The sequence below is a fragment of the Flavobacterium sp. GNP001 genome, assembly GCF_054343775.1.
This window is the reverse complement of the sequence record NZ_JBTGUX010000001.1, coordinates 46,313-69,331: the sequence shown is the minus strand read 5'-3', so window position 1 is coordinate 69,331 and position 23,019 is coordinate 46,313. Positions and strand designations below refer to the sequence as shown.

General features: G+C 34.7%; 13 protein-coding genes. 8 read left to right on the top strand and 5 right to left on the bottom strand.

Features of this window, described 5'->3' with window-relative positions:
- Nucleotide 1: 1 nt before the first annotated feature.
- The 5 genes from ACXX8U_RS00175 to ACXX8U_RS00155 form a co-directional block, all read right to left on the bottom strand.
- Nucleotides 2-1,033 carry an asparaginase gene (locus tag ACXX8U_RS00175; RefSeq protein ID WP_458564096.1) on the bottom strand — a complete coding sequence of 344 codons (1,032 nt, stop codon included), beginning with the start codon at nucleotides 1,031-1,033 and terminating at the stop codon, nucleotides 2-4.
- A complete protein-coding gene (locus ACXX8U_RS00170) occupies nucleotides 1,023-2,159 on the bottom strand; it encodes a 1-acyl-sn-glycerol-3-phosphate acyltransferase (protein WP_458564095.1) in 1,137 nt (378 codons plus the stop codon). The genes ACXX8U_RS00175 and ACXX8U_RS00170 overlap by 11 nt, the downstream gene beginning before the upstream one ends.
- A gap of 243 nt (nucleotides 2,160-2,402) precedes the next feature.
- Nucleotides 2,403-3,170 carry a TatD family hydrolase gene (locus ACXX8U_RS00165; protein ID WP_458566375.1) on the bottom strand — a complete coding sequence of 256 codons (768 nt, stop codon included), beginning with the start codon at nucleotides 3,168-3,170 and terminating at the stop codon, nucleotides 2,403-2,405.
- A gap of 154 nt (nucleotides 3,171-3,324) precedes the next feature.
- The gene (locus tag ACXX8U_RS00160) at nucleotides 3,325-3,963 is read right to left on the bottom strand and encodes a response regulator transcription factor (protein ID WP_458564094.1); all 639 of its coding nucleotides are present in this window, start codon (nucleotides 3,961-3,963) and stop codon (nucleotides 3,325-3,327) included.
- A gap of 1 nt (nucleotide 3,964) precedes the next feature.
- Entirely contained in the window at nucleotides 3,965-5,050 is a 1,086-nt protein-coding gene (locus tag ACXX8U_RS00155; protein ID WP_458564093.1) for a sensor histidine kinase, read from the bottom strand.
- A 685-nt stretch (nucleotides 5,051-5,735) separates the two neighbouring features.
- Between ACXX8U_RS00155 and ACXX8U_RS00150 the strand changes: the two genes are divergently transcribed.
- The 8 genes from ACXX8U_RS00150 to ACXX8U_RS00115 all read left to right on the top strand — a co-directional run bounded on the left by ACXX8U_RS00150 (nucleotide 5,736) and on the right by ACXX8U_RS00115 (nucleotide 22,965).
- Nucleotides 5,736-8,060 (top strand): hypothetical protein, encoded by a 2,325-nt coding sequence (locus ACXX8U_RS00150; RefSeq protein ID WP_458564092.1) that lies wholly within the window; start codon nucleotides 5,736-5,738, stop codon nucleotides 8,058-8,060.
- Nucleotides 8,061-8,066: 6 nt separating this feature from the next.
- On the top strand, nucleotides 8,067-14,153 hold the full coding sequence (locus tag ACXX8U_RS00145; protein WP_458564091.1) for a serine hydrolase: 6,087 nt from the start codon (nucleotides 8,067-8,069) through the stop codon (nucleotides 14,151-14,153).
- 112 nt (nucleotides 14,154-14,265) lie between these two features.
- Nucleotides 14,266-16,014 carry a hypothetical protein gene (locus tag ACXX8U_RS00140; RefSeq protein WP_458564090.1) on the top strand — a complete coding sequence of 583 codons (1,749 nt, stop codon included), beginning with the start codon at nucleotides 14,266-14,268 and terminating at the stop codon, nucleotides 16,012-16,014.
- Between the two features lies 1 nt (nucleotide 16,015).
- Entirely contained in the window at nucleotides 16,016-16,900 is an 885-nt protein-coding gene (locus tag ACXX8U_RS00135) for a hypothetical protein (protein WP_458564089.1), read from the top strand.
- A 157-nt stretch (nucleotides 16,901-17,057) separates the two neighbouring features.
- Nucleotides 17,058-18,146, top strand: a complete 1,089-nt coding sequence (locus ACXX8U_RS00130; protein WP_458564088.1) for a WD40 repeat domain-containing protein — start codon at nucleotides 17,058-17,060, stop codon at nucleotides 18,144-18,146.
- Between the two features lie 245 nt (nucleotides 18,147-18,391).
- Entirely contained in the window at nucleotides 18,392-18,832 is a 441-nt protein-coding gene (locus ACXX8U_RS00125; protein WP_458564087.1) for a retropepsin-like aspartic protease, read from the top strand.
- A gap of 608 nt (nucleotides 18,833-19,440) precedes the next feature.
- Nucleotides 19,441-20,136: a LytR/AlgR family response regulator transcription factor gene (locus tag ACXX8U_RS00120; RefSeq protein WP_458564086.1), complete on the top strand. Its 696-nt coding sequence runs from the start codon at nucleotides 19,441-19,443 to the stop codon at nucleotides 20,134-20,136.
- Nucleotides 20,137-20,139: 3 nt separating this feature from the next.
- Nucleotides 20,140-22,965, top strand: coding sequence for a sensor histidine kinase (locus ACXX8U_RS00115; protein ID WP_458564085.1), 2,826 nt, complete (start codon nucleotides 20,140-20,142; stop codon nucleotides 22,963-22,965).
- Nucleotides 22,966-23,019 lie beyond the last annotated feature (54 nt).

The following is a 23,019-nucleotide window of genomic DNA, read 5'->3' as shown; positions in this document are numbered from 1 at the left end:
ATTATATCATCTCTCCGCGCAAAGAAGTTTCAAAAATTTCTTTAAAATCCTTAGCCGGAATGCTTTGTCCCAAAAGGTACATCAACTTAGTAATGGCAGCCTCAGTAGTGATGTCTTTTCCTGAAATCACGCCTATTTCTTTCATGTTGGTACTGGTCTCGTATTGCCCCATATTGACGCTTCCGCCTGAACATTGGGTCACATTCACAATATGCAAACCGCTGTTAATGGCTTTTTGCAATAAGGCTAAAAACCAATCTTCGGTAGAGGCATTTCCCGCTCCGTAGGTTTCAAGTACAATTCCTTTTAAATTGGGAATATTCAATATTGCTTTGAGTACAGCTTCACTCATGCCAGGAAACATCTTTACTATTGCTACGTTGTTATCCAGGTTTTTATGAACCAAAAGTGGCGCAGCGGGTTGCGGACTCGTCCAAAACAACTCTTCACTCCATTTTAAATGCACTCCTGACTCTACCAATTGCGGATAATTTGGCGAGGTAAAAGCACGAAAATGCTCTGCATTAATCTTGGTTGTGCGGTTACCACGGTAGAGTTTATATTCAAAATACAAACCTACTTCACTAATCACGGGACCATTTTTGGTACGTAATGAAGCAATTTGTATGGCGGTAATTAAATTTTCTTTAGCATCGGTACGCAGATCGCCAATTGGCAATTGCGAACCTGTGAAAATTACAGGCTTAGCCAAATTTTCGAGCATAAAACTCAATGCCGATGCGGAGTACGACATAGTATCAGAACCGTGTAAAACTACAAAGCCGTCAAACAACTCGTAGTTATCTGCAATAACAGTAGCAATTTTGGCCCATTCTTGTGGGTTCATATTACTAGAATCGATTGGGTTTTCGAACGAAATAGTTTCGATTTCACAATCTAATTGCTTCAATTCCGGTATGCGTTGCAATAATTTATTAAAATTAAAAGCTTTGAGCGCACCCGTCTCAAAATCCTTACTCATACCAATGGTACCGCCCGTATAGAGTAATAATATTTTAGCTTTATACGACATCGTGGTATTTTAATTGATTGGTAACCGGATTAGCATACATGGCTAAAAATCCATCAAGGGCCACTTGATTGTCATGATCAATACGCATTTCTAGCCTGCGTTCGAATAATGATTTTTCGTTTTCAGTATACTTATGTGCATATTCATTGCTTTTATGCAACAAATCATGAGCAATAAAATTGGTTGGCCACAACTTGTAATTACTCAAAATAGCATCATCGATCACTTGAGCGAGCGCTACCACTTGCTTGTTGGCATTATCATTGGCTGCTTTGATGGCATTAATTTCAGTATCGATAACCGTTCCTAGGTGAATGTGAATTCTTTTTTTCTGTCCCAAAGCACCACTCAAAATAGTCATGAAGTCTTCGTTTTTATCCTTTACATACACTTCATTATTAGCTTCAGCCATAAGCTGCGGCATTTTTAGCACATCCGTAGGATCGTATTCATAGGAAATAGCCACTGGAACTATTTTTAATTTCTTAAAATAATCCATTGGTTCTTTTTCATCAGATGCCATACCAAGCATTTTTAAAACACCAGGATTGGTTTCATCATTACCGTCTTTGGTTCGTCCTTCGCGTTGCGCAATCCACACTGAACGATTTTCATGTACCAATAAATTACCAATGTATTCTGAAAGTAATTTGGAACTTTGCAGCATCTCGCGAGGGGTTAAACCACGTTGCACCAAAAAGTTTCTATTGAGTTTGGCGAGTGTGTTTAAAAATGCTTTTTTAACTAAATTATCCCCGATTGCCGATGCGGTCATCACCAAACCATGCTCAAACAATGCTGTATTGAGTAAAGTAGTATCCAACAAAATATCTCGGTGATTCGATATGAATAGATAGGAAGTATTAGGCTCTAAATTTTCAAAGCCAGAAGTAGTAATTCCTTCAGAACTTTTTTCTAAAACCTTTTGTACCGATTGGTATATAAAATTACATTGAAAATCACGAATAGAGTGGGTTTTACGAAGTTGCTCTTTCCAAACGGAATCTTCCACATCAGGAAAGGTAAAATTCATCAAGGCTTTCATCATCGGATGATTAGCCACATTATGAAGTGCTTCGTTTATTTCGGAGTCATAAAAAGGACGAATAGCGTCAAATTTCTGCATTTTGGTTCTCAATTTTTGTGTGGGCAAATGAACAAAAAAAATATGAAATTAAGGTCAATTCTAGTTTAAATCCCAAAGTCAGCCCCTAATTTTTGCATAATTATTACAAAACACCTATTATTTTATTTTATTTCTATTTTTATCTACTGAGCAATAAATGCTCGTTGCCGCGACTAATTATGTTGATTTTAGATAGCCATCAATTTTTATCACTAAAACTTCTGAGAATATGAAACTCCGCTTTTATACTCCAAAAACAGCTTTAGAATTTGCGGTAGTTTGTGCTGCAATTTCAGCCACAGTCAGGCCGTAAATTTGAGCTAATTTCTCTGCAACACTAATAATATAACTGCTCTCGTTTCTTTTTCCTCGGTATGGAACGGGAGCCAAATACGGTGCATCCGTCTCTAAAACAATATGTTCTAGGTTGATTTGATTTAAAAACTGATCAATTTTTCCGTTTTTAAAAGTAACCACACCACCTATACCCAGCTTCATATTATACGAAATAGCCTGTAAAGCTTGCTCATAAGTACCTGAAAAGCAATGAAAGATACCAAATAAATCAGCTGATTTTTCTTCTTCTAATATTTCAAAAATCTCGTCAAAAGCCTCTCTACAATGAATTACTATTGGCAATTTGTATTGTTTGGCTAATTTGATTTGCCTTCTAAAAGCGTCTTGTTGCTGTTCCAAATGGGTTTTATCCCAGTACAAATCGATTCCTATTTCGCCAACCGCATAAAACTTTCGCTTTGTCAATTCTTGGGCCACATGTTGCAATTCGTCATCGTAATTTTCTTTTACATAAGTAGGATGCAACCCCATCATCAAGAAAACATTTTCTGGATAATTTTTCTCCAACTCATACATTGCTTCTGTACAAGTAGAATCGATTGCGGGAATAAAAAAACGCGAAACACCAGCATCAATAGCGCGTTGTATCATTTCGTTTCTATCTTGCTCAAATTCTTCTGAATATAAATGGGTATGTGTATCGGTAATCATTATTGTTGCTTCCAAGTGTAAAGTTTAAGTGTGCAAAATTACAACTATTACATAAAGAAGACACAATTTAGCCTAAATGATATGATGCAAGGAAAACTTCGCGCTAACTTGACAGAAGAACTCTTTAAACTCTGAGGAAAAGAATTAGTGGAACTTTTTATGTATATTCATTTTTTATGGCAAAAACGGCTAGTCCAACTCTAGTTTTGAGTTCTAGTTTTTCAAACAAATGATCGCGATAGCCTTCGATGGTTCTGGGACTACAGCACATTTTATCTGCAATTTCTTTATAGGTTAATTCCGTAACCGTATATTTCAAAAACTCTATTTCTCTTGGGCTAAAGTTAATTTTAGATTTCTCTATTTGGTTTTTTACTAGATTATCGCAGAGCGTACTTGTAACCCAATCTGGATAATAAAAGCCGTTTTTTACCAAAGTGTTAAGTGTGGTTTCTAACTCTACAGGATGACTGTTTTTTAACAAATACGCTTTGGCTCCGTTTTTAATCATTTTAATCACGCTTTGCTCGTCGTCTTGCATGCTTAAAGCCATTATTAAAACATTGGGATGGTTAACTCTTATCCATTCTGCTGTTTCAAAGCCATTCATTATTGGCATACTAATATCAAGTAATACAATATCTGGTATATTCGTTTTGACTTTGAATTTCGCTTGTAATTCCTTTCCATTTTCACATTCATAGAGTACTTCGAATGAATTAAAATTAGAAATAATACTTTGCAATGCCTTTGCAATAAGAATATGATCGTCGACAATTACAATTGTTTTTTTCATTTTACAGGGATATTTCTATGATTAATTTCGTGCCATTCTTGTTACTTTCTAATTTATGAGTACCACCAATTAATTGTATTCTTTTCTTAATATTACTTAGACCTATTCCTAACCCTTTTTCGTTCTTGACATCAAAACCTTTTCCGTCATCTTGAAGACAAAGTTGCAATTGGTTATTTATGTGAATTAGGGTCACATTTATGTTTTTACAATCAGAATGTTTGATACTGTTTTGAATAAATTCTTGAGCAATTCGTAACAATACAATTTTTGACTGTTCAGATAACTCTAAATAATTAGCGTTCGAACTAAAAATTACATTGCATTTTTTCAATTCATTAAAACCGTCACACTCTCGTTGCAACAGCTGGTTTATGGTATTGGCTTTTATTGTATTATCAGTTAATGATTTTGACAATCCTCGTAGTTCGCTTAAAGATTGATTGATAATGGAGCTTATGTTTTCGATACAATTATTAATCAAGGGCGCTTTGTTCTCATAAGCCAATTGCTGCGTATACAAACTGGCCAATGTGAGTTTCTGCCCAATATTATCGTGAATTTCTCTTCCTATTTGTTCCATCGTTTGTCGTTGTATCTCGATTTGAACAATGTTCAATTGTTCTTGATGGAATATTTCGGCTTTAATTTTTTGTTGATTAGTAAAAAAATATTTGTAGATAAAAGCACATACAAAACAAGTGTTCTCCAAGACATAACCCAAACACATAAAAACAAACCCTAAGTACAAATCCGAATAATAATTGGTAAGCGAATCCCAAAATGCTAGCAAACCACTAATCAGCAAAAAACTAATGGCTAAAAATAAATATCTAAAATATATTTTTTTAAGCTCTAACATAATGTGGTAATAAAACAAAAAGGAAAGCAAAACAACAATCACTCTAGAAACTATAAAGTATGGAATACATTCCAAAACAAAATACGGAAACAAAACCACCACAATTACATAGAACAAAGTAAACACAGCATAGAACTGAAACACCAATTTCAATTTAATGAATTTTTCGTCCTCTTGTAACAAAGCATAATAAATAAAGGCTCCAAACATAAAACTCCCAATCATCTGGACGACATCTATTAAAAGCTCCAAAACATTGAACTGAAATGAATGTGCCAGTACATACCCATTTGCCTTACAGTATACAGCTATGATGAAAATGATATTAGTCACAACATAACCACAGTAATAATAATAGATTTTTGATTTAAAGAGGATCCCTAAATATAAGCCAACGCAACTTACTAGACATAAAAATCCTAAGGAGAAAAAACAAAGTGCCTGAAATGCGTTGTTATTGAATATCATAAATAAAAGTAGTGTTAGCGTTTAAATGAGCAGCAAATTATAACATTACTGAGAATTCTTCCTCCCGTTTTCAACCATATTTACTACCGTTATTTAACGGTAAATAAAGTTACAAAAATGGGTTTTAAAACCCACTTAAATCTAATAAATCTCAATTATTTTTGAATAGTGTTAAATATTAATTAAAGCATTAACATTTTTATTAGAGTAATCAAAATATTATAACACTTTAATCACAACGTCAAGTAGTCCTTTATTAATAAACTAAATAATTGAAACGATGATGAAATTTAAAAAAACAAGCATTCGGATAGTAAACAAAATATGGGCATTGATTACTCGATAATGAAACATTCAAAAATTTAAGATGAAAATAATGAACAACAATCATTACAGTAATACACACTAGCAATCTTAACTTTTGAAACAACTCTTTTACAATATGAAAAAATATCTACTTGTATTTATTATTTTTTGGTGTCATACAATATTGGGGCAAGCTCCGACAATCACAATTAATTTGCCGCCAAATCCAAATCCAGATACTTCACAATGGGGAACAGGAAATAATATTTTTAATATTCTTGTTGCTGGTGCTAATATGAATATGCTTTTTGAAAGTAATATTCTTGTAAATATTAAAAGTAATGGTGGTGTAAAATGTGGTGGGCCAAATGCAGCATCAGCGCAGCCCAGTAATATTGCAACATCATCACCAAAATCTTGGGTAGGAACTTCGGCACAAGCCTTATTAGGTCAAGATTGTATTTTAAATCCAGGTAGTTATGAAATTTGTGTTCAGTTTTACGAAAGTAGAAATGGAGCGGCATCAGGTAAATTATTATCAGAAAAATGCATGCCTTTTATCATTGCCAGCAAAGAACAAGAAGTGTGTTCGCCACCTATAAACGCAAATCCAATAAAAAATAAAGTTCTCGAAGAGAAAGACTTGTTATCCCTAACCACTTTCAATTGGTCGCCCATCGTTTCGTCATATCGAGGTATTGTTACGTACCGCTTATTTGTTTGGGAAGTTGAAGAAGGCGAAACTAATGCACAAGCCATTTACAATAATCAAACTATTATTCAAGAAGATATAAAGGGACAAACTCGATACACTGCTAAACCAGGAATTATCGAAAAAAGAACTGCAAAATACGTTTGGCGTGTTATTGCATTAGATGCCGAAGGAAACCCTATTTGTAAAAATGCACAAAGCGAACCCACCAATTTTGAGGTAAAAGTTACTGAGGAAACTTCGAATTGTATCGATTTTGAAGGTCAATACAACATCAATAATTGGAAAGGTTTTTATGTAGACCCAATAAGTATCAAAACCGATGTCCCTCACAAAAACTACCTGCAACTTGTTGATGATCAAGGACCCTCATTTGCTATAAACTATAAGGATTTTGCAGGCAATTGGCTCGAAAAAGGCAAAAATGGTTGCTTGTGCTTTGATTACATGGTAGATTGGGAAGGAAAAGCAGATAAGGTAACACGTTCTCCAGCATTCTTTTTATATCACGGAGTTCCCATTACAACTGCAGGTACAGGAGTGTCGTTTGGGACATCCTTTTATCGTGCTTGGATAATTCCAAATCCATCAATGCCCATAATTGTTGATACTGAATGGCGAAAATTTTGTTTACCAATTGCATTAAGCTCTAAGGGAGAATTACCTTCTAATGCTTTTGGAAAATGGCAAGTTGTAAAAGATGGGGTCATTCAAACTGGGGCAGCGGCAGCAACAGCCTGGGATTTTCTGATTCAGAATGTAACCGGTTTTAGTCTTGGCACAGATTATAACGGATCACCATCAGAACAAGTGAATTTTGATAATTTTTGTTGGTCATGTGATGACAAAACTAACCCTCCAATAGAAACGTGTTGCGATGAAACAAGCCAAGACGGCTGTTTGGTTATAGATAAATCCCAAATGACAATAGTTTGCAATGGCGTTGACAAAGACGGAAAAACCATTTATAAAGTTAGCAACATTAAATTAAAAAACACCAGCAAGAAAAAGGCGAAAACAGGTTTTACTACAAACACTGCAGGAACCAACTATGTTAGTGCAAGCCCAACTGCTTCATTTACTATAAAAAACATTTCTCCAGCAGCATCAAACCCAATAAGCACAGGCCAAGAAATTACTATTTCGTTCGAGCTTAGTCAAGTTGTTGGATCGTCGATTGCCTTTAATATCGAGGGATCATTAATCTCTAAAGATTTAGTTTGCGATAAAAATTTCGAAATAAAAATTGATAAACTTCCCGAATGTATTGTTTGCGATTATTGTTTAGATCCAAAAAGCAGTGACATAAAAATTGGATCAAAAACTGTTTTAACTACCCCATTAAACATAATGACAATTGGGCAAAATTTTACAATCAGCCCAAAAAACATCAAAAAAATAACCGCTGAAATTATTTCATTCGAAGAAGATCCTGTTGCTACTTCGTGCATGAAATGTGTTGCAAAAGAAAATTGGGTTGGCAATTTTATTGGTACAAATACTGAATCTTGGAATTCCGGAACACCAATGAATGCTTCACCAGTAAATAGCGATGGCTATTATCCTGCAAAAATGGTAGAATGGAATTGCAACAAACAAGGAAATTTAAGTCTCAATTTCAAAATTGCATTGCCGGGCGCTGAAACAGGATGCACACGAAAAGGGAAAGTAGGTATTAGATACAGTTTTACAGATGTAGATTGTATTACCTGTGAAAAAATCATCTACTACAATTACACTTCAAATTAATTAGCAATGAAAAAGATATTTTACATATTCTCACTTTTTATTTTAACAGTAAATAGTATCTCTGCACAAAAAGTTTGTTGTCCAGATTTTAAATTGGTTTCTCCAATGGGCGAATGTTATAACAAACCATCGCACCCTATTGGCGGAACAAACGGTGATTATTGTCAAAGTAGAATTTCGGGTTGCAAACATACCAAAGAAACTTTTGGAATTTTCCCTAAAAAAGTAGGCTACAATTACACTTGGACCGTTACCGGCGGGACAATTGCTTCTGGAACAGGAAATGTAAAAGATATCACTTGGGGAAATGGCAATTTAGGAACAATTACTGTTGTTATTTCAAACCAAAACGGTACGTGCACTCAAACTATAACCGAAAAAGTGTGCTTGATAGATGCGCCAATTGCTAATTTTTCTTTTAATCCAAATAGTCCCGTTTGTGCTAATCAAGTCGTTCAATTTACCGATACTTCAACCGATGCAAAATCGTGGAACTGGGATTTTGACGACGGAACCTCATCAACTCAAGTAAATCCTACACACAGTTATACCACACCTGGAACCTATACCATTACGCTAACGGTTTCAAATCTTGTTGAATCGTCTAATCAAGGTATTGATAGGCCATGTGGATGTACAGATACCATTACAAAAACCATTACCGTTGGCGCAGCTGGTATACAAATTATTCCAGATTGCAAACAAATGTTATGTAAAGGAGACAAAGCATCGTATTCAACAGCTTCACCCTGTAGCAATTACAATTGGAGCGTAACTGGCGGGCATATAGAGGGTTCTTCTACGAGCGAAACGGTAAATGTAATTTGGGATGGCACTTATCCTGCAACCGTTAACATGACAGGAACTTGTGTAGGTAAATGCGGTAATTCTGGCACCTTAAGCGTTCCTGTTTTGTACCCAACAATGCCAATTCAAGGAGATGTAATTGTTTGCCCCTCTGGTTTTTCGACCTATAGTTTACCAAGTATGCCAGGAACTAATTACACTTGGACAATCTCAGGTGGGGGCTTCATTTCAGGAAACAATGCCGACACAAGCGTCATCAATGTTGATTGGGGCAACGCTGTTGGCGATTATACTATTACCTGTAACTACAGCAATTCTATAACTAAATGTAATGGTACAGCAACTATAAAAGTGCAGGTTTTACCTCGCTTCAAAATAACAGGAAATGCTAATGGTTGCGAAAAAACTGCTTTTTCATATACGGCAAATGGCCCAGCAAATTGGACAATTACACCAAGTTCAGGAACGTCACCATCTACATTTTCTAATGTAACCAGCATTTCTGGAACGTGGACAACCGCCGGAAGTTACACTATAAATGCAACGCCTGTGACTCCTACAAATTTTTGTAGTTATCCAGACGCAATGGTCGTTACCGTTTTGCCTACTCCTATTCTTGGCGCCATTACAGGACCTACAACTATTTGTCCAGGCAAACCGTATGTGTATAACATTACATCAAATAGACCAGGAGGAACATTTAATTGGTCAGTAAATAGCGGCACTTATACAACATCTGGCAGTAACAGTAACTCAGTAACCGTCACTTGGAATGCAACTGGACCCTATTCACTAGCAGTAAATCAAACCGTAGCTTCGTGTAGCGCAGTAAATAATCAAACGCTAAATATAAACGCATTTTCAAAACCTACGATCACAGGAAGCTTGACCTCGTGTATGGACAACACATTAACATACACCACCTCAACCCTTGCACCAGCGGGAGATTACACTTGGAGTTTGAGCAACGCGCTAGGCACAATTGTTTCGGGTCAGGGTACAAATACCGTACAAATTGCGTGGCACGGATCATTAAATCCGCCAAATACTTGTATCCTAAAGTTAGAAACCTGTGGCGGAACAGACCAAATTACAGTAACTATAATTACTGCTCCTCCGGTGGTAATTTCAAAAACAGGAACGTTATGCTCTACAAGTGGCATCACTCTTTCATCATCAATTACTGGAACGAGTTACGTTTGGGAACTCGACAATGTGGTAAAACCAACATTGAATACTCAAAACGTTACAATTACAGATCCAGGTACTTATACCGTTAGTATTACAGGAGCTAGCGGTTGTGTTTCAAAAGGATCGATTGTTATTCCAAAAGAAAACACTGGTTTTACAGCGAACATTGGAGCTACCAACAAAACCTATTGGCTATGTACCGAAACTGTAAACACAAATTTGGTAGCCACTCCAATGCCTGCAGGAAGTTATTGCTACAAATGGTTTCAAGGAGGGGTTTCAGGTATTGGAACTCCGGTTGGAACAAATTCTCCAAATTACACTGCAACATCGGTAGGATATTATTGGTGCGAAGTGAGCATTTGTAATACCTCTTGTAAAGTAATTACCGATCGGATTTCTGTTCGAAAAGAAAATTGTGGTACAGGTGGCAGTTGCAATCCAAATTATAATCCGGATTTTACAATAAACACAAATTGCAATCCCTTTTCATTCTCCACCACCAATGTACCGTACAGTGGCGGAAGTGCCTACTGGTATTTTGGAGATGGAATTGAAGCTTCAGGAAGCAATGTAACGCACCAATACAAAGGCATTGGCACCTATTCGGTTTGTGCTAGATTCGGCAATGGCACTTATTGTCAAAAAGACATTTGTAAAACCGTTACTGTAAATCTTGCAGCCAATTTTAGTGCAGCAGTAAATTGTAATAAAGTTACATTTACCAACTTATCTCAAGTTCAATCACCTAGCACTATTACATCGTACAGTTGGTCATTCCCTGGCGGAAGTCCTGCAACAAGCACAGCAGCAAACCCGGGAGTAATAACTTATGCAACTGGCGGTTCACACACAGCAACTTTAAAGATCATAGGAAGTGACGGCTGCAAAGTAGAATATTCAGAGACTTTTAAAACAACCTCCATCCCGGCATCAATGAATCTGCCAAGTTCAATTTGTGCCAATTCTATTGTACCGTTTTCTACTCCAGGTAGTGATCCCGATTTAAGCTACAGTTGGAATTTTGGTGATGGATTTATATCCAATTTGCAAACTACAAATCATACCTATGCCGCATCAGGACCTCAAACGGTTACGTTAACCGTAACTCATAAAAATGGTTGTAGTACTATTTTAACCCAAAACATTACGGTGTTACCAGCCATCACAGCATCAATTGGTGGTGATAAAAAAGTATGTCCAGGAGGCAGTATTACCTTAAGTACAACAACCTCTTTTACTACCTATCAATGGTACAAAGACGGAAGTCCAATCGCGGGTGCAACTTTGGCAACTTACAATGCCACACAGGAAGGGAGTTATTATGTTCTAGTTGGCAACGGAACCGGCGGAGGATGTACCGCATTCTCAAACAAGTCGCAAGTAAGTTTTTATCCATTGCCAATTGCCAAAATTATTGCCAAAAAAACACAATGCACCTCTGATTCACCGATTCAAATTTACAATTCGACATCAGAAACCGGAGCAACTTACACTTGGTTTGTTACTGGCCCAGCACCGTTGACATTGGCAAATTCAGCTTATCCAACAGCAACTGCAACTGTTCCTGGCGAATATAATTTTGAATTAACTGTAACTAGTGCAGACGGTTGTATTGCCAAAGATGCTATTTGCGTCACTCTTGTTCAAAGCCCAACAATTACCATTACAGCACCAACCGGACAATTATGCGAAGGCAAAAGCCACACCTTTACGGCAGTTGCTACATCGAATTCAAATCCAAACGATTATAGTATTAAATGGAGCAATGGCGTGATTGGCAATACAATGACTACAGGTGTTGCCGGAAGTTATACTGCAACAATTATAAATGCAGCTGGTTGTACAGCAACCGCTTTTGCTGGAACCATAGAAAGCTTGCCAGATGTAAGTCTTTTTCCTAAAGGCTGTCAAACCGCTTGTTGGACAGACACGATTAATTTTCCGTTGCCAAAACCAGCTACAGGCGCTTATACGGTAACTTGGTACGATAATGATGGTACGGCTGTCGCCAATGTAGGAACAGGACTTTCATTAGCCTTATCAACCTTACAACCAGGCATTCACCATTTGTACGCAACAGTTTCAGTAGGCGGTGGCTGTGTAGCGACAACAGCTGTTTTAGATTTAAACATAAAAGATTGTACCCTTTTGCCTGAATGTGATACTTGCAAAGATTTACTTTCAACCAGCAAAGCCGAATCGGAAACTAATTTTGTCAATTCGAGTACAGCACAAATCACCAACGAAACCATCACTTTTACCATTTTAAAACCCGTAAAAGAAGTACGAATAAGCCTTGCTGACATGAAATACTATTATAAAGATCCTGCCTGTGCTGATTGCAAAATACAAATGATAGAACGCGGTTGTATTTTTGCTACAAACGCAAATCAAGCATTAGGAACGTTAGTAGCTGATAGCACAACTGCTTCAAATGTCATTTCGGGAGCAGTATCAAACAAATGTCCTGAAGAACTAATTTGGAGTGGCGGCACAGCCCTTCAACCAGGAACTTATACTATTACGTTTCAACTTTCATTGCCAAAACCACCAACTAAAAACTGCGTTTTAGTGCTCGAAAAAGCTTGTTTCCATTTGACATTAATTGATGAAGATTGCAAAAAATGCGAAACTATTATTTGTAAAAAAGACACCGTAGCCGACCCAAATTGCGCTTGTAATACTGGCAATACTTGGTCAAACTTATTTTTAACACCTAGTAATCCCGGGATAGCAAAACCCCGCAAGCAAATAATTTGTGGCGACACAATGACTGATATTAAGAGTGATTTTGCCTATACACTCTCGGGAGTTTATAATTGTAAAGGAGGCGGTTGTGCATCAACTAAAAACGAAATAACGGTTTACAACCAAGTCAACGAAATCATATACACTCGCGTTGCAACAACACTTTACGAAACAATAATATTCCCTGAAAAAGGAATATACTCCGTAACGCTTACAGCCAATTGTGGTGATAAAAAATGTATTTGCTCGTTTAGAATAAATGTAAATTCTGGAATTGTAGTTGAAACTGGCGGCGGTGAAACTGGAACGGAAGTTTCCGATATTCCGAACAATCCAACTCCTTTAGACAAACCTATTGAAGAAATTTTAAAGCAAACATTGCCTCCTGATTTCAATGGTCAAATTCTAGTATCGCAGAATGACAAAACACTCTTTGAAAAAAACTACAGCTTTAAAGATAATGTAACTAGTCACACCGCTTTTGACCTTGCATCAATTACAAAAACCTTTACTGCAATGGCTATTTTAAAATTAATGGAGGACGGAAAACTCAAAATAGATGATCCGGTTGTTCAATATTTACCAGAATTCCCTATTCCAGAAATAACTTTAAAAATGTTGTTGAGCCACAAAAGTGGATTAGAAGATTATCTAAAATTCATTGACGAATCCGACTGGGATAAGAGGAAAAACCTAACCAATGCTGATTTACTTCAATTTATTGTCAAAAATAAATCAAAAGTTATCATTAACAAACCCGGCAAAATATTCGATTATTCGAACACTAACTATGCTTTGCTCGCATTAATTATCGAGCAAATAAGCAACCAACCGTATAAAGATTATTTAGCAAACACCTTTTTTAAACCTTTACAAATGAGTGATACTTATATGATGGGATTAGATAATCACGCTAAAGCAACCAAATCGTATTACAGAAATGGTAAAGTGTATTCGCTCCGATATTTAGATTTGGTGTACGGTGACAAAAACGTATACAGTACCGTTCAGGATTTAAAAAAATGGGACAAAGCCTTACGAGATGGCAAAATGTTTAAGAAAACAACGTTAGACTTAGCCTACGCACCAACTAGCGCACTTGCTCCTTATGCCAGTAATTATGGATTAGGGTGGAAAAAAATTATTACCACAAGCGGCAAAGAAGTTTTATACCACACCGGTTGGTGGGCAGGAAACAGAAGCCTTCTCATTCGATTACCAAAAGAATCTGTGATGATTGCTGTAGTAAGCAACAACAACTACAGCAATATAAATGAAATAAAAAAATTGTGTGATCTGTTTGGCGACTACCAATTATCGAACAAGAAAATTGATAATTTTTAAAAAAGGAATTTTCCAACCACAGGATTTTACAGATTATGGATTTCTTGAATCTGCGATAAAAAACAACTTGATTATAATTCAGAACTAAAGTACTATAACTAAAAACCAAAATATGAAACTAAAACTATTTGCATTAATTGCTCTATGCTGCATCAGCTTTAGCAATGCACAAACCAAAAAGGCCAAGAAAAAACCAAAAGCGGTTGTTTCAGGTACAGTTGGTGTAACATACGAAAATTATGGTTTAACAAAAAACCCAACAGGCTGGCCAGGATTCAGCCCCAGAAAACCTTGGAATCAAGTTCGCTTCAAATTTAAACCCACAATAACTATTGGAGAATTAAAATTACCGTTTAATTTTAGCTTTGTTCAAAATCCAACAAATTTTTTGGGTCCTTATGCTGGAATAGGCGCTGCTGGGAATCAAACTTTTTTGCAATATTTAACCAATCCGCTTAACAACTTTTCAATAAATCCAAAATACAAATGGGCAGAATTGCAATTGGGAACACAATACTTAAACTATAGCGAACTCACTACCGGTGATATTGGTGTTTTTGGAGCAGGAATAGACCTAAGACCCGGAGGCTATTTGATCAAATTTTTTGCAGGAAGTTCGCAACAAGGCATCAATCAATCACTTGTTCCTCCTGTTATTGGTGCTTACAAACGTACGAACTGGATGGCCCAATTGGGAAAAGAAAAAGAAGGGACTTACAAAATTGCCCTAACCGCAGCTTCAGGAAAAGACCATTTTAATAGTGTTTCTTCACCTCCTTTATTGGTGACTCCACAAAGAGGTTTTGTTTTAAGCTTATTAGGGAAAGTTCAATTAGATCAAGGCTATTTTATAGAAGCAGAGACAGGCCAAACTTTTTTCTCGACAGATACAAATTTAGGACCGCCAATTCCTGGTGGCGTAAAATCTTTTCGACCTTTCTATACTGCCGATGCTTCGTCCTTGAATGATTTTGGCGGAACAGCAGCTTTTGGTAAAAAATCTACCAATTTTGATATTGGTTTTAAAACATATTATTTGGGAGCTGGATTTTTTACAATGGGCTATCCATTTCAACAATCAGATAGGTTAGATTTGACCGTAAATACGCGTTTTAATGCCTGGAAAAATAATGACAAAACATTTAAAACTAATGTTGTTGCCAGTGTTGGTAAACGCACCAACAATTACAGCAATTCTATATTACGCGAAAATATGCTCATTGCAAACATCAATTGTTTTACACAATTTAACGAAAAATGGAGTTTGAATGTAAATTATAATAATTTTGGCTTTCAGAGTGTTGGCACAAATCCATTTACCACAAAAAATATAAGTAATGATTTTGGCGTAAATCCCGCACATACTTGGACTACTTCAAAAATGTCACATTTGTTGAGCTTAAGTTATAATTATAGTCAATATGACGAACGCGACGTTTTTACGGGAATTGTAACATCAAACCTTACACATACTGCATTTTTGAGTTATGTGCCAACCTATTTTAATAAAGATATTACTCCTGATTTTAGTTTGTTGTATTTTACAAATCAAATGCCGTTGTTCAAAACCACCTTAGCCACCGCAAGTGCCGGTTTAGGAACACCACTTTTTAACAAAAAAGTAAATCTTAAAGCCCAATTGCAGTACACATTTATAAAAAACAATGTATTTACGCCAAACAACAATCTTGTTGCCAGTTGCTCCATCGATTGGAAAATTACCAAAGAGCTAACTTGGACCAATTATTTTTCGACCAATTATTATAAATTCGGTAATGAATCGCTTCCTGTAGGCGCCAATTATATCGAAACCAATTACAAAACAGGATTACAATATAAATTTTCAACTAAAAAAAGTTAAAATGAAAAAGCTAAAACTCATCATAATTGCTATGCTTTTGTTTGTAACAAATAGTTTTGCGCAAATCACCACCAATCTTATAGTTAGCAGCTCACCGCCAGCATCACTTGCATCATGGTCAAGCCAAAAACAAACTATTGTTTATATGGTAAATGGAAATGCTGCCATGCAAGGTGAGTATAAAATAAAAACCGAAATTCAATTAAGCGACGGAACTGTTATTGGTAAAACGGATTTGACTCGGTCAAGAATTTATGTTTTACAACCTGGAAATACTATTTATTATGCTGATGATGTCTTGCCCCTTGAGCATATGATTTTTACAGGAAAATACAGGACAGAACTAAACCAGTCAGGCAAACTACCTAGTCAAACCTATCAAATTTGTGTAACATTAGTCAATAGTACAGAATATTTACCCCTTACTACAACCAAATGTAAAGTCTTTACTATTGCAGCACCAATATTACCAAAGCTTTTAAAACCATACAAAGATCAAGTGCTAGATGCAGTCGAAGCCCAATCTGTCATTACCTTTAGATGGACTCCTCGTACTCCTGTAACTCCAAGCATTACTACTTATAAGGTTTTAGTTTTTGAGGTTTTACAAGGCCAAACCCCACTGCAAGCCTTACGAAGCAATATGCCTATTCTTGACCAAGAAGTGCGCGGCACCACTCAATATATTTGGCAACCACAAGGAATTTTAAACGAAAATTCAACAGACGAAGATGGAGTTTTACATCAAAAACAACTTGTCTGGACCGTGCAAACGTTTGATAATCTTGGAGAACAACCTTTGCTCGACGGAAGTTTTAACCGTGATGGCGTGAGCGAACCACTTACTTTTTATATAGGAAATAAAAGCGTGAAAGCTAAAAATTGAAATACAGCTTACAAATGACAAACCCAATTGTTATATCCCTACTAACTTTAAAAATTTAAAAACGATGAAAAATTTAAAAACAACAATACCTAGGGTAAATGCAAAATTAGATAAGACTCATCAACTGCCATGTGTTAACTAGGACTAGAAAGAAACTATGAAAAAAACACTTATCCTGTTTCTTTTGTTATTTGGAGCAACCCAACTTCATGCACAGAAAAAAAAGACGAAAACGGTCAAAAGACCTATTATTTCTAAAATAATAACGGCACCAAAAGTAAGTCCTTTTGCAAAGCTATCTGCCAATAACGCTTTCACTATTAATACAGTTTGTGTAAGCCCTGATGGAAAACAAATCCTTTCGTCAGGCGATGATGGCGAAATTCGCCTTTGGGATATTGCTACGCTAACGCAAATCGAGAGTTTTAAGGGGGACAGAAACAGCGATGGAATTATTTATCCTGTAACAGGAGTGGCTTATAGTCCTGATGGTAAAACTTATGTATCAGCTCAAAAAGGTTTTTTACCAAAACTTTGGGATACTACTTCTAGAACATTAATTAAAAGAATCAATCAAAATGGAACAGGTGTATATTCGCTTGCTTACAGCCCCGATGGAGTACTTATAGCATTTGGCAATTACGGGTCAATAACCATTTGCAATCTCCCTTTGGGAACCAAATTAAAGATTCCTATGCCAAGAACGAGCGAGGTGATTTCGGTAGAATTTAGCCCTAATAATCAATACCTTATTGCAGTTACAAACAATCAAGAAATTTCGCTTTGGGATGCTAATACAGGTACAAAAATAGGCAATTTTGATATTCATAATTATGATAAAGACGTAGAATATGCTACTGATTCGGTCTTTACTCTAGATGGAAAAATGATAATTACAGCAGGTTTTAATAAAGATCCATACCAAGGAATTATCAAAATGTGGAATGTAAACGATGGCAGACTTGTGAGGGGAATGGCAGACGGACAAAGTGTCGATTGTTTGGCTATAAGTCGAGATGGGCTAAAATTAGCCACAGGAAATTTTGACCATACAGTTAAAATATGGGAATTAGCCACTGGAAAGCTATTATGGATACTTGTAGGGCTTAAAAACTATGTGAAGTCGGTTGCTTTTAGTCCAGACGGTCAAACCGTTGTCGCTAGCACTACGAATGGCGCTATAAATCTTTGGAAGATCAACCAAAGAACAGGACCGGGCTTAGATTATGATTTAATAAGAAAGTGACGATTTATTTGTCACTTTTTTTTATTTTTTAAACTTTATCACCCGAAAAAAACAGTAAAAAATAGCATATTTTATGCCGCTATTTTTAAACAAATTTCCAAAAAACATATTGATAGGTATTGATACCATATCTTAATACCTAATTTTTCAGTTGTTTACCACTAAGAAAATAGATTTATACAATTCCTTAAAAACTCCACGTATCTTTGAAACAAATAAATTAGCGATAAATATAATTAGCTTAAATGAAAAATCTCCACGATATTCTCAAAAAAGAAAACTACAGAAAAGTAAAATTTAAGATTACCAAAACGCAGCATCTTTTGATAAAAGCTACTATAAATGGTGTGAAAGGGAATTTTATTTTAGATACAGGAGCATCTAACAGTTGCGTAGGATTTGAGAGTGTCGATTTATTCGCATTAGAAGCAAAAAAATCGAAAACAAAAGCTTCTGGTGCTGGTGCAACCGGGATGTTTACACAAATTGCCACAAAAAACCAATTGAAATTGGGCTCTTGGAAAGACACTGCTTTTGATATTGTTATTTTCGATTTGTCTCACGTTAATGAAGCTTTACTGCAACACAAAGCAAAACCAGTTCATGGCATCATTGGTGCTGATGTTTTAATGAAAGGAAAAGCAATTGTGGATTATTACAACCATTATTTATATTTATTGAAATAAAAGAAAAGAGCGTATCGAAAATCAATACGCTCTACTTCTACTACAAACCTCAACAAACTTATTCTTTGATCATTTTAGTGGTGGTTACTTTTCCTTCTACCACTGTTTTTACTATAAAACTCCTTTTGAAAGTTCATCAGTTTGAAGTATTGCAATAAATACCAAATATATTCCGATACTAATTTTCAACTTTACAGCATTTCATTTCGGTGTTAACAAATTCCTCCGCATTTAAATGGGCATACGTATCAGTGATTAGTATCGGTACTTCCTTTAGTATCGGTTACTTTATATGATTTGTATTCTTTTTGTTTTAATTTGCCTAAAATCAAACTCCAAACAGACTTGTTAACATAGATGAAACTTCCTGATTTTAGTACTGCGAAACAACTTTTGTTAGTTACTTTCTAAAGTACAAATAAAACTACTATTTCAATTCAAAACTTACCAAATCGTTTTTAATAACTCATAATATTTAAAAGGCTTAACCGTACAATTTCTAAAATACAATTGTAGCCATTAACTGCGACCCGCCTTTTTGAGTAACCCTCAAAAAAAATGCTAAAGAGATGATTTCCTAATCACTTTTTTTTATATTTAGAGAATATATGACACGAATAAAAACCATACTTGTAGATGACGAAATACTAAATCTCAAAAATTTAGAAATTATCTTGATAGAAAATTTCCCAGAAATAGAAATTCTTGGATTATTTCAAACAACTGAGGATGCAAAGCTGTTTATAAATAACAATCCTATTCAACTATTGTTTCTAGATATATCGATGCCGATAGAGAATGGATTCGATTTGTTAGCTCATTTTCCCGTGAAAAACTTTCAAGTAATATTTGTCACCGCACACGAAGACTTTGCGATAAATGCCATTCGTGTTGGAGCCTTAGATTATATTTTGAAACCCATACTTATTTCGGAATTAAGGATTGCTATTGCAAAAGTATCTGAAATATATAAACCTGATATCGCAAATAAACTAACACTAACTTACGAAGGTGGAAAATCTATTTTGGACTTTGATGAAATCTTATATCTAAAAGGTTTCGATAATATCACTACTATATATCTCACTAAAAAAAGAAAACTAACCGTTGCCAAAACCTTAAAGCATTTTGAAAGCATTTTAAAAAATGACTTTTTTAGAATTCACAAGTCCTTTATTGTGAATCTAAAATTTGTATCTAAAACATTATCAAAAGAAGCTTATTTTTTGGAATTAAATGAAGGAACACAATTGCCTGTTTCGAGAAGAAATTACAAAACACTGAATAATTTTTTAAAAAAATAATTAATGAAAAGTGTAATTATACTAGTATTTATCACAGTTTTTTCATCATTTTCTAGTGCTCAAATTCAATATAAATTCAACCATTTCACTACTGATGATGGTTTGCCAACCAATTCTATTTATTGTATAACAGAAAATAAAAACGGAGAAATTATTTTAGGCACAGACAATGGCTTGACTTTCTTTGACGGAAATAATTTCAAAACTTTGAATGTAAAAGACGGATTAATAAATCCTTATATTGTGGCTGTTACCGTGGACAAAAAAGGAGTTCTTTGGTTTATTAATTACGGAGCAAAACTTCAAAAATATGAAAATAATAAGATCCGAAACACGAGTGTATTTTCAGAATACCACACCCAAATTATAGAGACTGAGGACAAGTTTTTTCTTTACACTTTGCAAAACAGATATACCAATAAATGTTACGCATACAGCGAAGTAAGCAAAAGTGACTGGAGAATTTCAAAATCTAAAAATTCTAAAATTTCAAAAAAAATAGCTCCTCCCATATTAGTTCAGAACAAGAAAGAAATTCAAGTTTTAGATAATCATTTAATTTATAAAAAATATAAAGTACCAATACCTAATGAAGTCAGATTTATACATAAAGTAGTTTTTACAAAAAGTGTCGTTTGGGTTCTGGATGAAAATTTTCTTTTTTTGATAGATTTTAAGGGTGAAATAGTAAAAAAAATAAAACTGCCACAATCTCTTTCTGTAAACCCAATTTACAAAAATGACTTTATTATAGATCCCCAAAACAATTGCTGGTTAAGCATTCAGAGTAAGGGACTTTTTATTTTAAAAAATAACAACTGGAGTTCTATTAGTGAGAATTTAGGACTAAACACAACTGAAAATATTAATTTTTTATTTTGCGACAGAAAAGGAAAAATATGGATTGCCACTAATGAAAACGGGCTTTTTTGCATTCCAAATACTTTAATAAAAACTTTTCGATTTAAGAATAAAGAAAATTATTTTAACGGATTTGCCCATTCAAAAGATAAAAAATCATTGTTTGTTTCTTCAAAATTTAGATTGTATTCGTATAAAAACGAGACATTAAATCTATTACAGAACTCATCCTTAGAAATTAGAATTGGCAACTATAACAATGTCCCCATTTTATACCTACCCCTAAAAGAGCCCATACATTGGGATAAAAAATTACAGTTATTAAAAGTTACTGGCAAACTACTTTTAAAAAATGAACAAGATAAGCATTATGTTTTTGCAGGTAATTCATCGATAAACATTTCACTAAAAGGGAAATTTGATTATAAATCCATCAGTTCTAAAATTCAAAAAAAAGAGAAAATAAAACAAATTATTTTGTACCAAAATGAGTACTATTTTAACAATTCCGAAAAAATAAATATCAGAACTTTTGATGACAATTTTATTTCTGAAAAACGGGATTTAAAATTCAAAATCAAAGGGTACATCGAAGATTTTATTTTTATAAAAGACACCATGTGGATTGCTGCAAACAATAGTATTTACAAGGTTTATAATGAAAAAATCGTAGATAGGATTACCCAAGTCAATAATATGAATATCGATGTAATTCATAAAATAAAACCTATTGGTGAGGATGTTTATTTATGTGCTAATAATGGTTTGTTTAAAATAAGTGCAAATGGAAATCAGGTTTTAAATAAATACAATTTTTTGCCCAACAACGATGTATACAATGTAGCCCTTTTCAATAATGAATTATTAGTTGCCACAAAAGACGGGTTAGGAAAAATAAACAACGTGTTACTTCAAAAAAAATCAGACAAACCAATATTTGATGTGTTTTATTATGAATCAAAAGTTAAGAAATTAGAAATACCTACTGATCAAAATTTAGTCAAGATAAAACTGGTAATTCAAAATTATAATTCCCCTAAAAATCAAATAATTCAATATAAAATAAACACCACTGCATGGACAAATTCACAAAGCACGACTGTTGATTTTCAATCGCTTTCGTATGGAAAAAATATACTAATTTTTCGAGTAAAGGACGTCAATTCAGATTGGGCGACCAATAAAATTGAGATCCATAGAGCTTATCCTTTCTATCTGAAATGGTGGTTTATTCTTATAGCTAACATACTCGTTTTGGGGCTCATGTATTTCATTTATCGCTATCAAATTGCAAAGATCAAGCGCAATAAACAGCAAGAAATTAGCACTAATAATAAAGTAGCAGAATTGCGTCAAAGTGCACTTTCGGCAATGATGAATCCACATTTTGTGTTTAACTCCCTTAATGCAATCCAATATTTTGTAAATAGCAATCAAAAAGAAAAAAGTAGTGAGTATTTAGGAAAACTGGCGCGACTGGTTCGGTTATTTTTATCACACGCATCAGAACCTTTTATTAGTTTAGAGGACGAAATCAAACGACTAAAAATTTATTTAGAACTAGAAAAAGTACGATTCAATAATTTTGATTTTGATTTCAATATTGATCATCAGATTGACAGATATCAAACTAAAATACCAAATATGATTGTGCAACCTTTTATAGAGAATGCCATTCTTCACGGTGTTTCACATTTAAAGGAAAATGACGGAAAGATCGATATAAATTTTTACTTAAAAAAAGATGTGCTAACCATAGAGGTTATTGATAACGGTTATGGGATGACCCACACCAAGCCAAATAATGTAAGTCACATTTCAAAAGGCATTTTAATTATTAAGGAAAGAATAGAGATTTTACAACGGTCCTACCCCGAAAAAACATTCTCAATAATACAACAAGATGCCTTTCCTAATACCATTCGTAAAGGTCACAAAGTGGTACTTGTAGTAACAATTCTACAATAGAAATACTTTTTTTTACCGTTGCCTAAATAAAACCTACCGTATTCTAAATGGTTT

Excerpts from the sequence above, each read along its gene's own strand:
- ACXX8U_RS00175 (WP_458564096.1), bottom strand. The coding sequence starts at position 1,033 with ATGTCGTATAAAGCTAAAATATTATTACTCTATACGGGCGGTACCATT.
- ACXX8U_RS00170 (WP_458564095.1), bottom strand. The coding sequence starts at position 2,159 with ATGCAGAAATTTGACGCTATTCGTCCTTTTTATGACTCCGAAATAAAC.
- ACXX8U_RS00160 (WP_458564094.1), bottom strand. The coding sequence starts at position 3,963 with ATGAAAAAAACAATTGTAATTGTCGACGATCATATTCTTATTGCAAAG.
- ACXX8U_RS00155 (WP_458564093.1), bottom strand. The coding sequence starts at position 5,050 with ATGATTGGGAGTTTTATGTTTGGAGCCTTTATTTATTATGCTTTGTTA.
- ACXX8U_RS00150 (WP_458564092.1), top strand. The coding sequence starts at position 5,736 with ATGAAAAAATATCTACTTGTATTTATTATTTTTTGGTGTCATACAATA.
- ACXX8U_RS00145 (WP_458564091.1), top strand. The coding sequence starts at position 8,067 with ATGAAAAAGATATTTTACATATTCTCACTTTTTATTTTAACAGTAAAT.
- ACXX8U_RS00140 (WP_458564090.1), top strand. The coding sequence starts at position 14,266 with ATGAAACTAAAACTATTTGCATTAATTGCTCTATGCTGCATCAGCTTT.
- ACXX8U_RS00135 (WP_458564089.1), top strand. The coding sequence starts at position 16,016 with ATGAAAAAGCTAAAACTCATCATAATTGCTATGCTTTTGTTTGTAACA.
- ACXX8U_RS00130 (WP_458564088.1), top strand. The coding sequence starts at position 17,058 with ATGAAAAAAACACTTATCCTGTTTCTTTTGTTATTTGGAGCAACCCAA.
- ACXX8U_RS00125 (WP_458564087.1), top strand. The coding sequence starts at position 18,392 with ATGAAAAATCTCCACGATATTCTCAAAAAAGAAAACTACAGAAAAGTA.
- ACXX8U_RS00120 (WP_458564086.1), top strand. The coding sequence starts at position 19,441 with ATGACACGAATAAAAACCATACTTGTAGATGACGAAATACTAAATCTC.
- ACXX8U_RS00115 (WP_458564085.1), top strand. The coding sequence starts at position 20,140 with ATGAAAAGTGTAATTATACTAGTATTTATCACAGTTTTTTCATCATTT.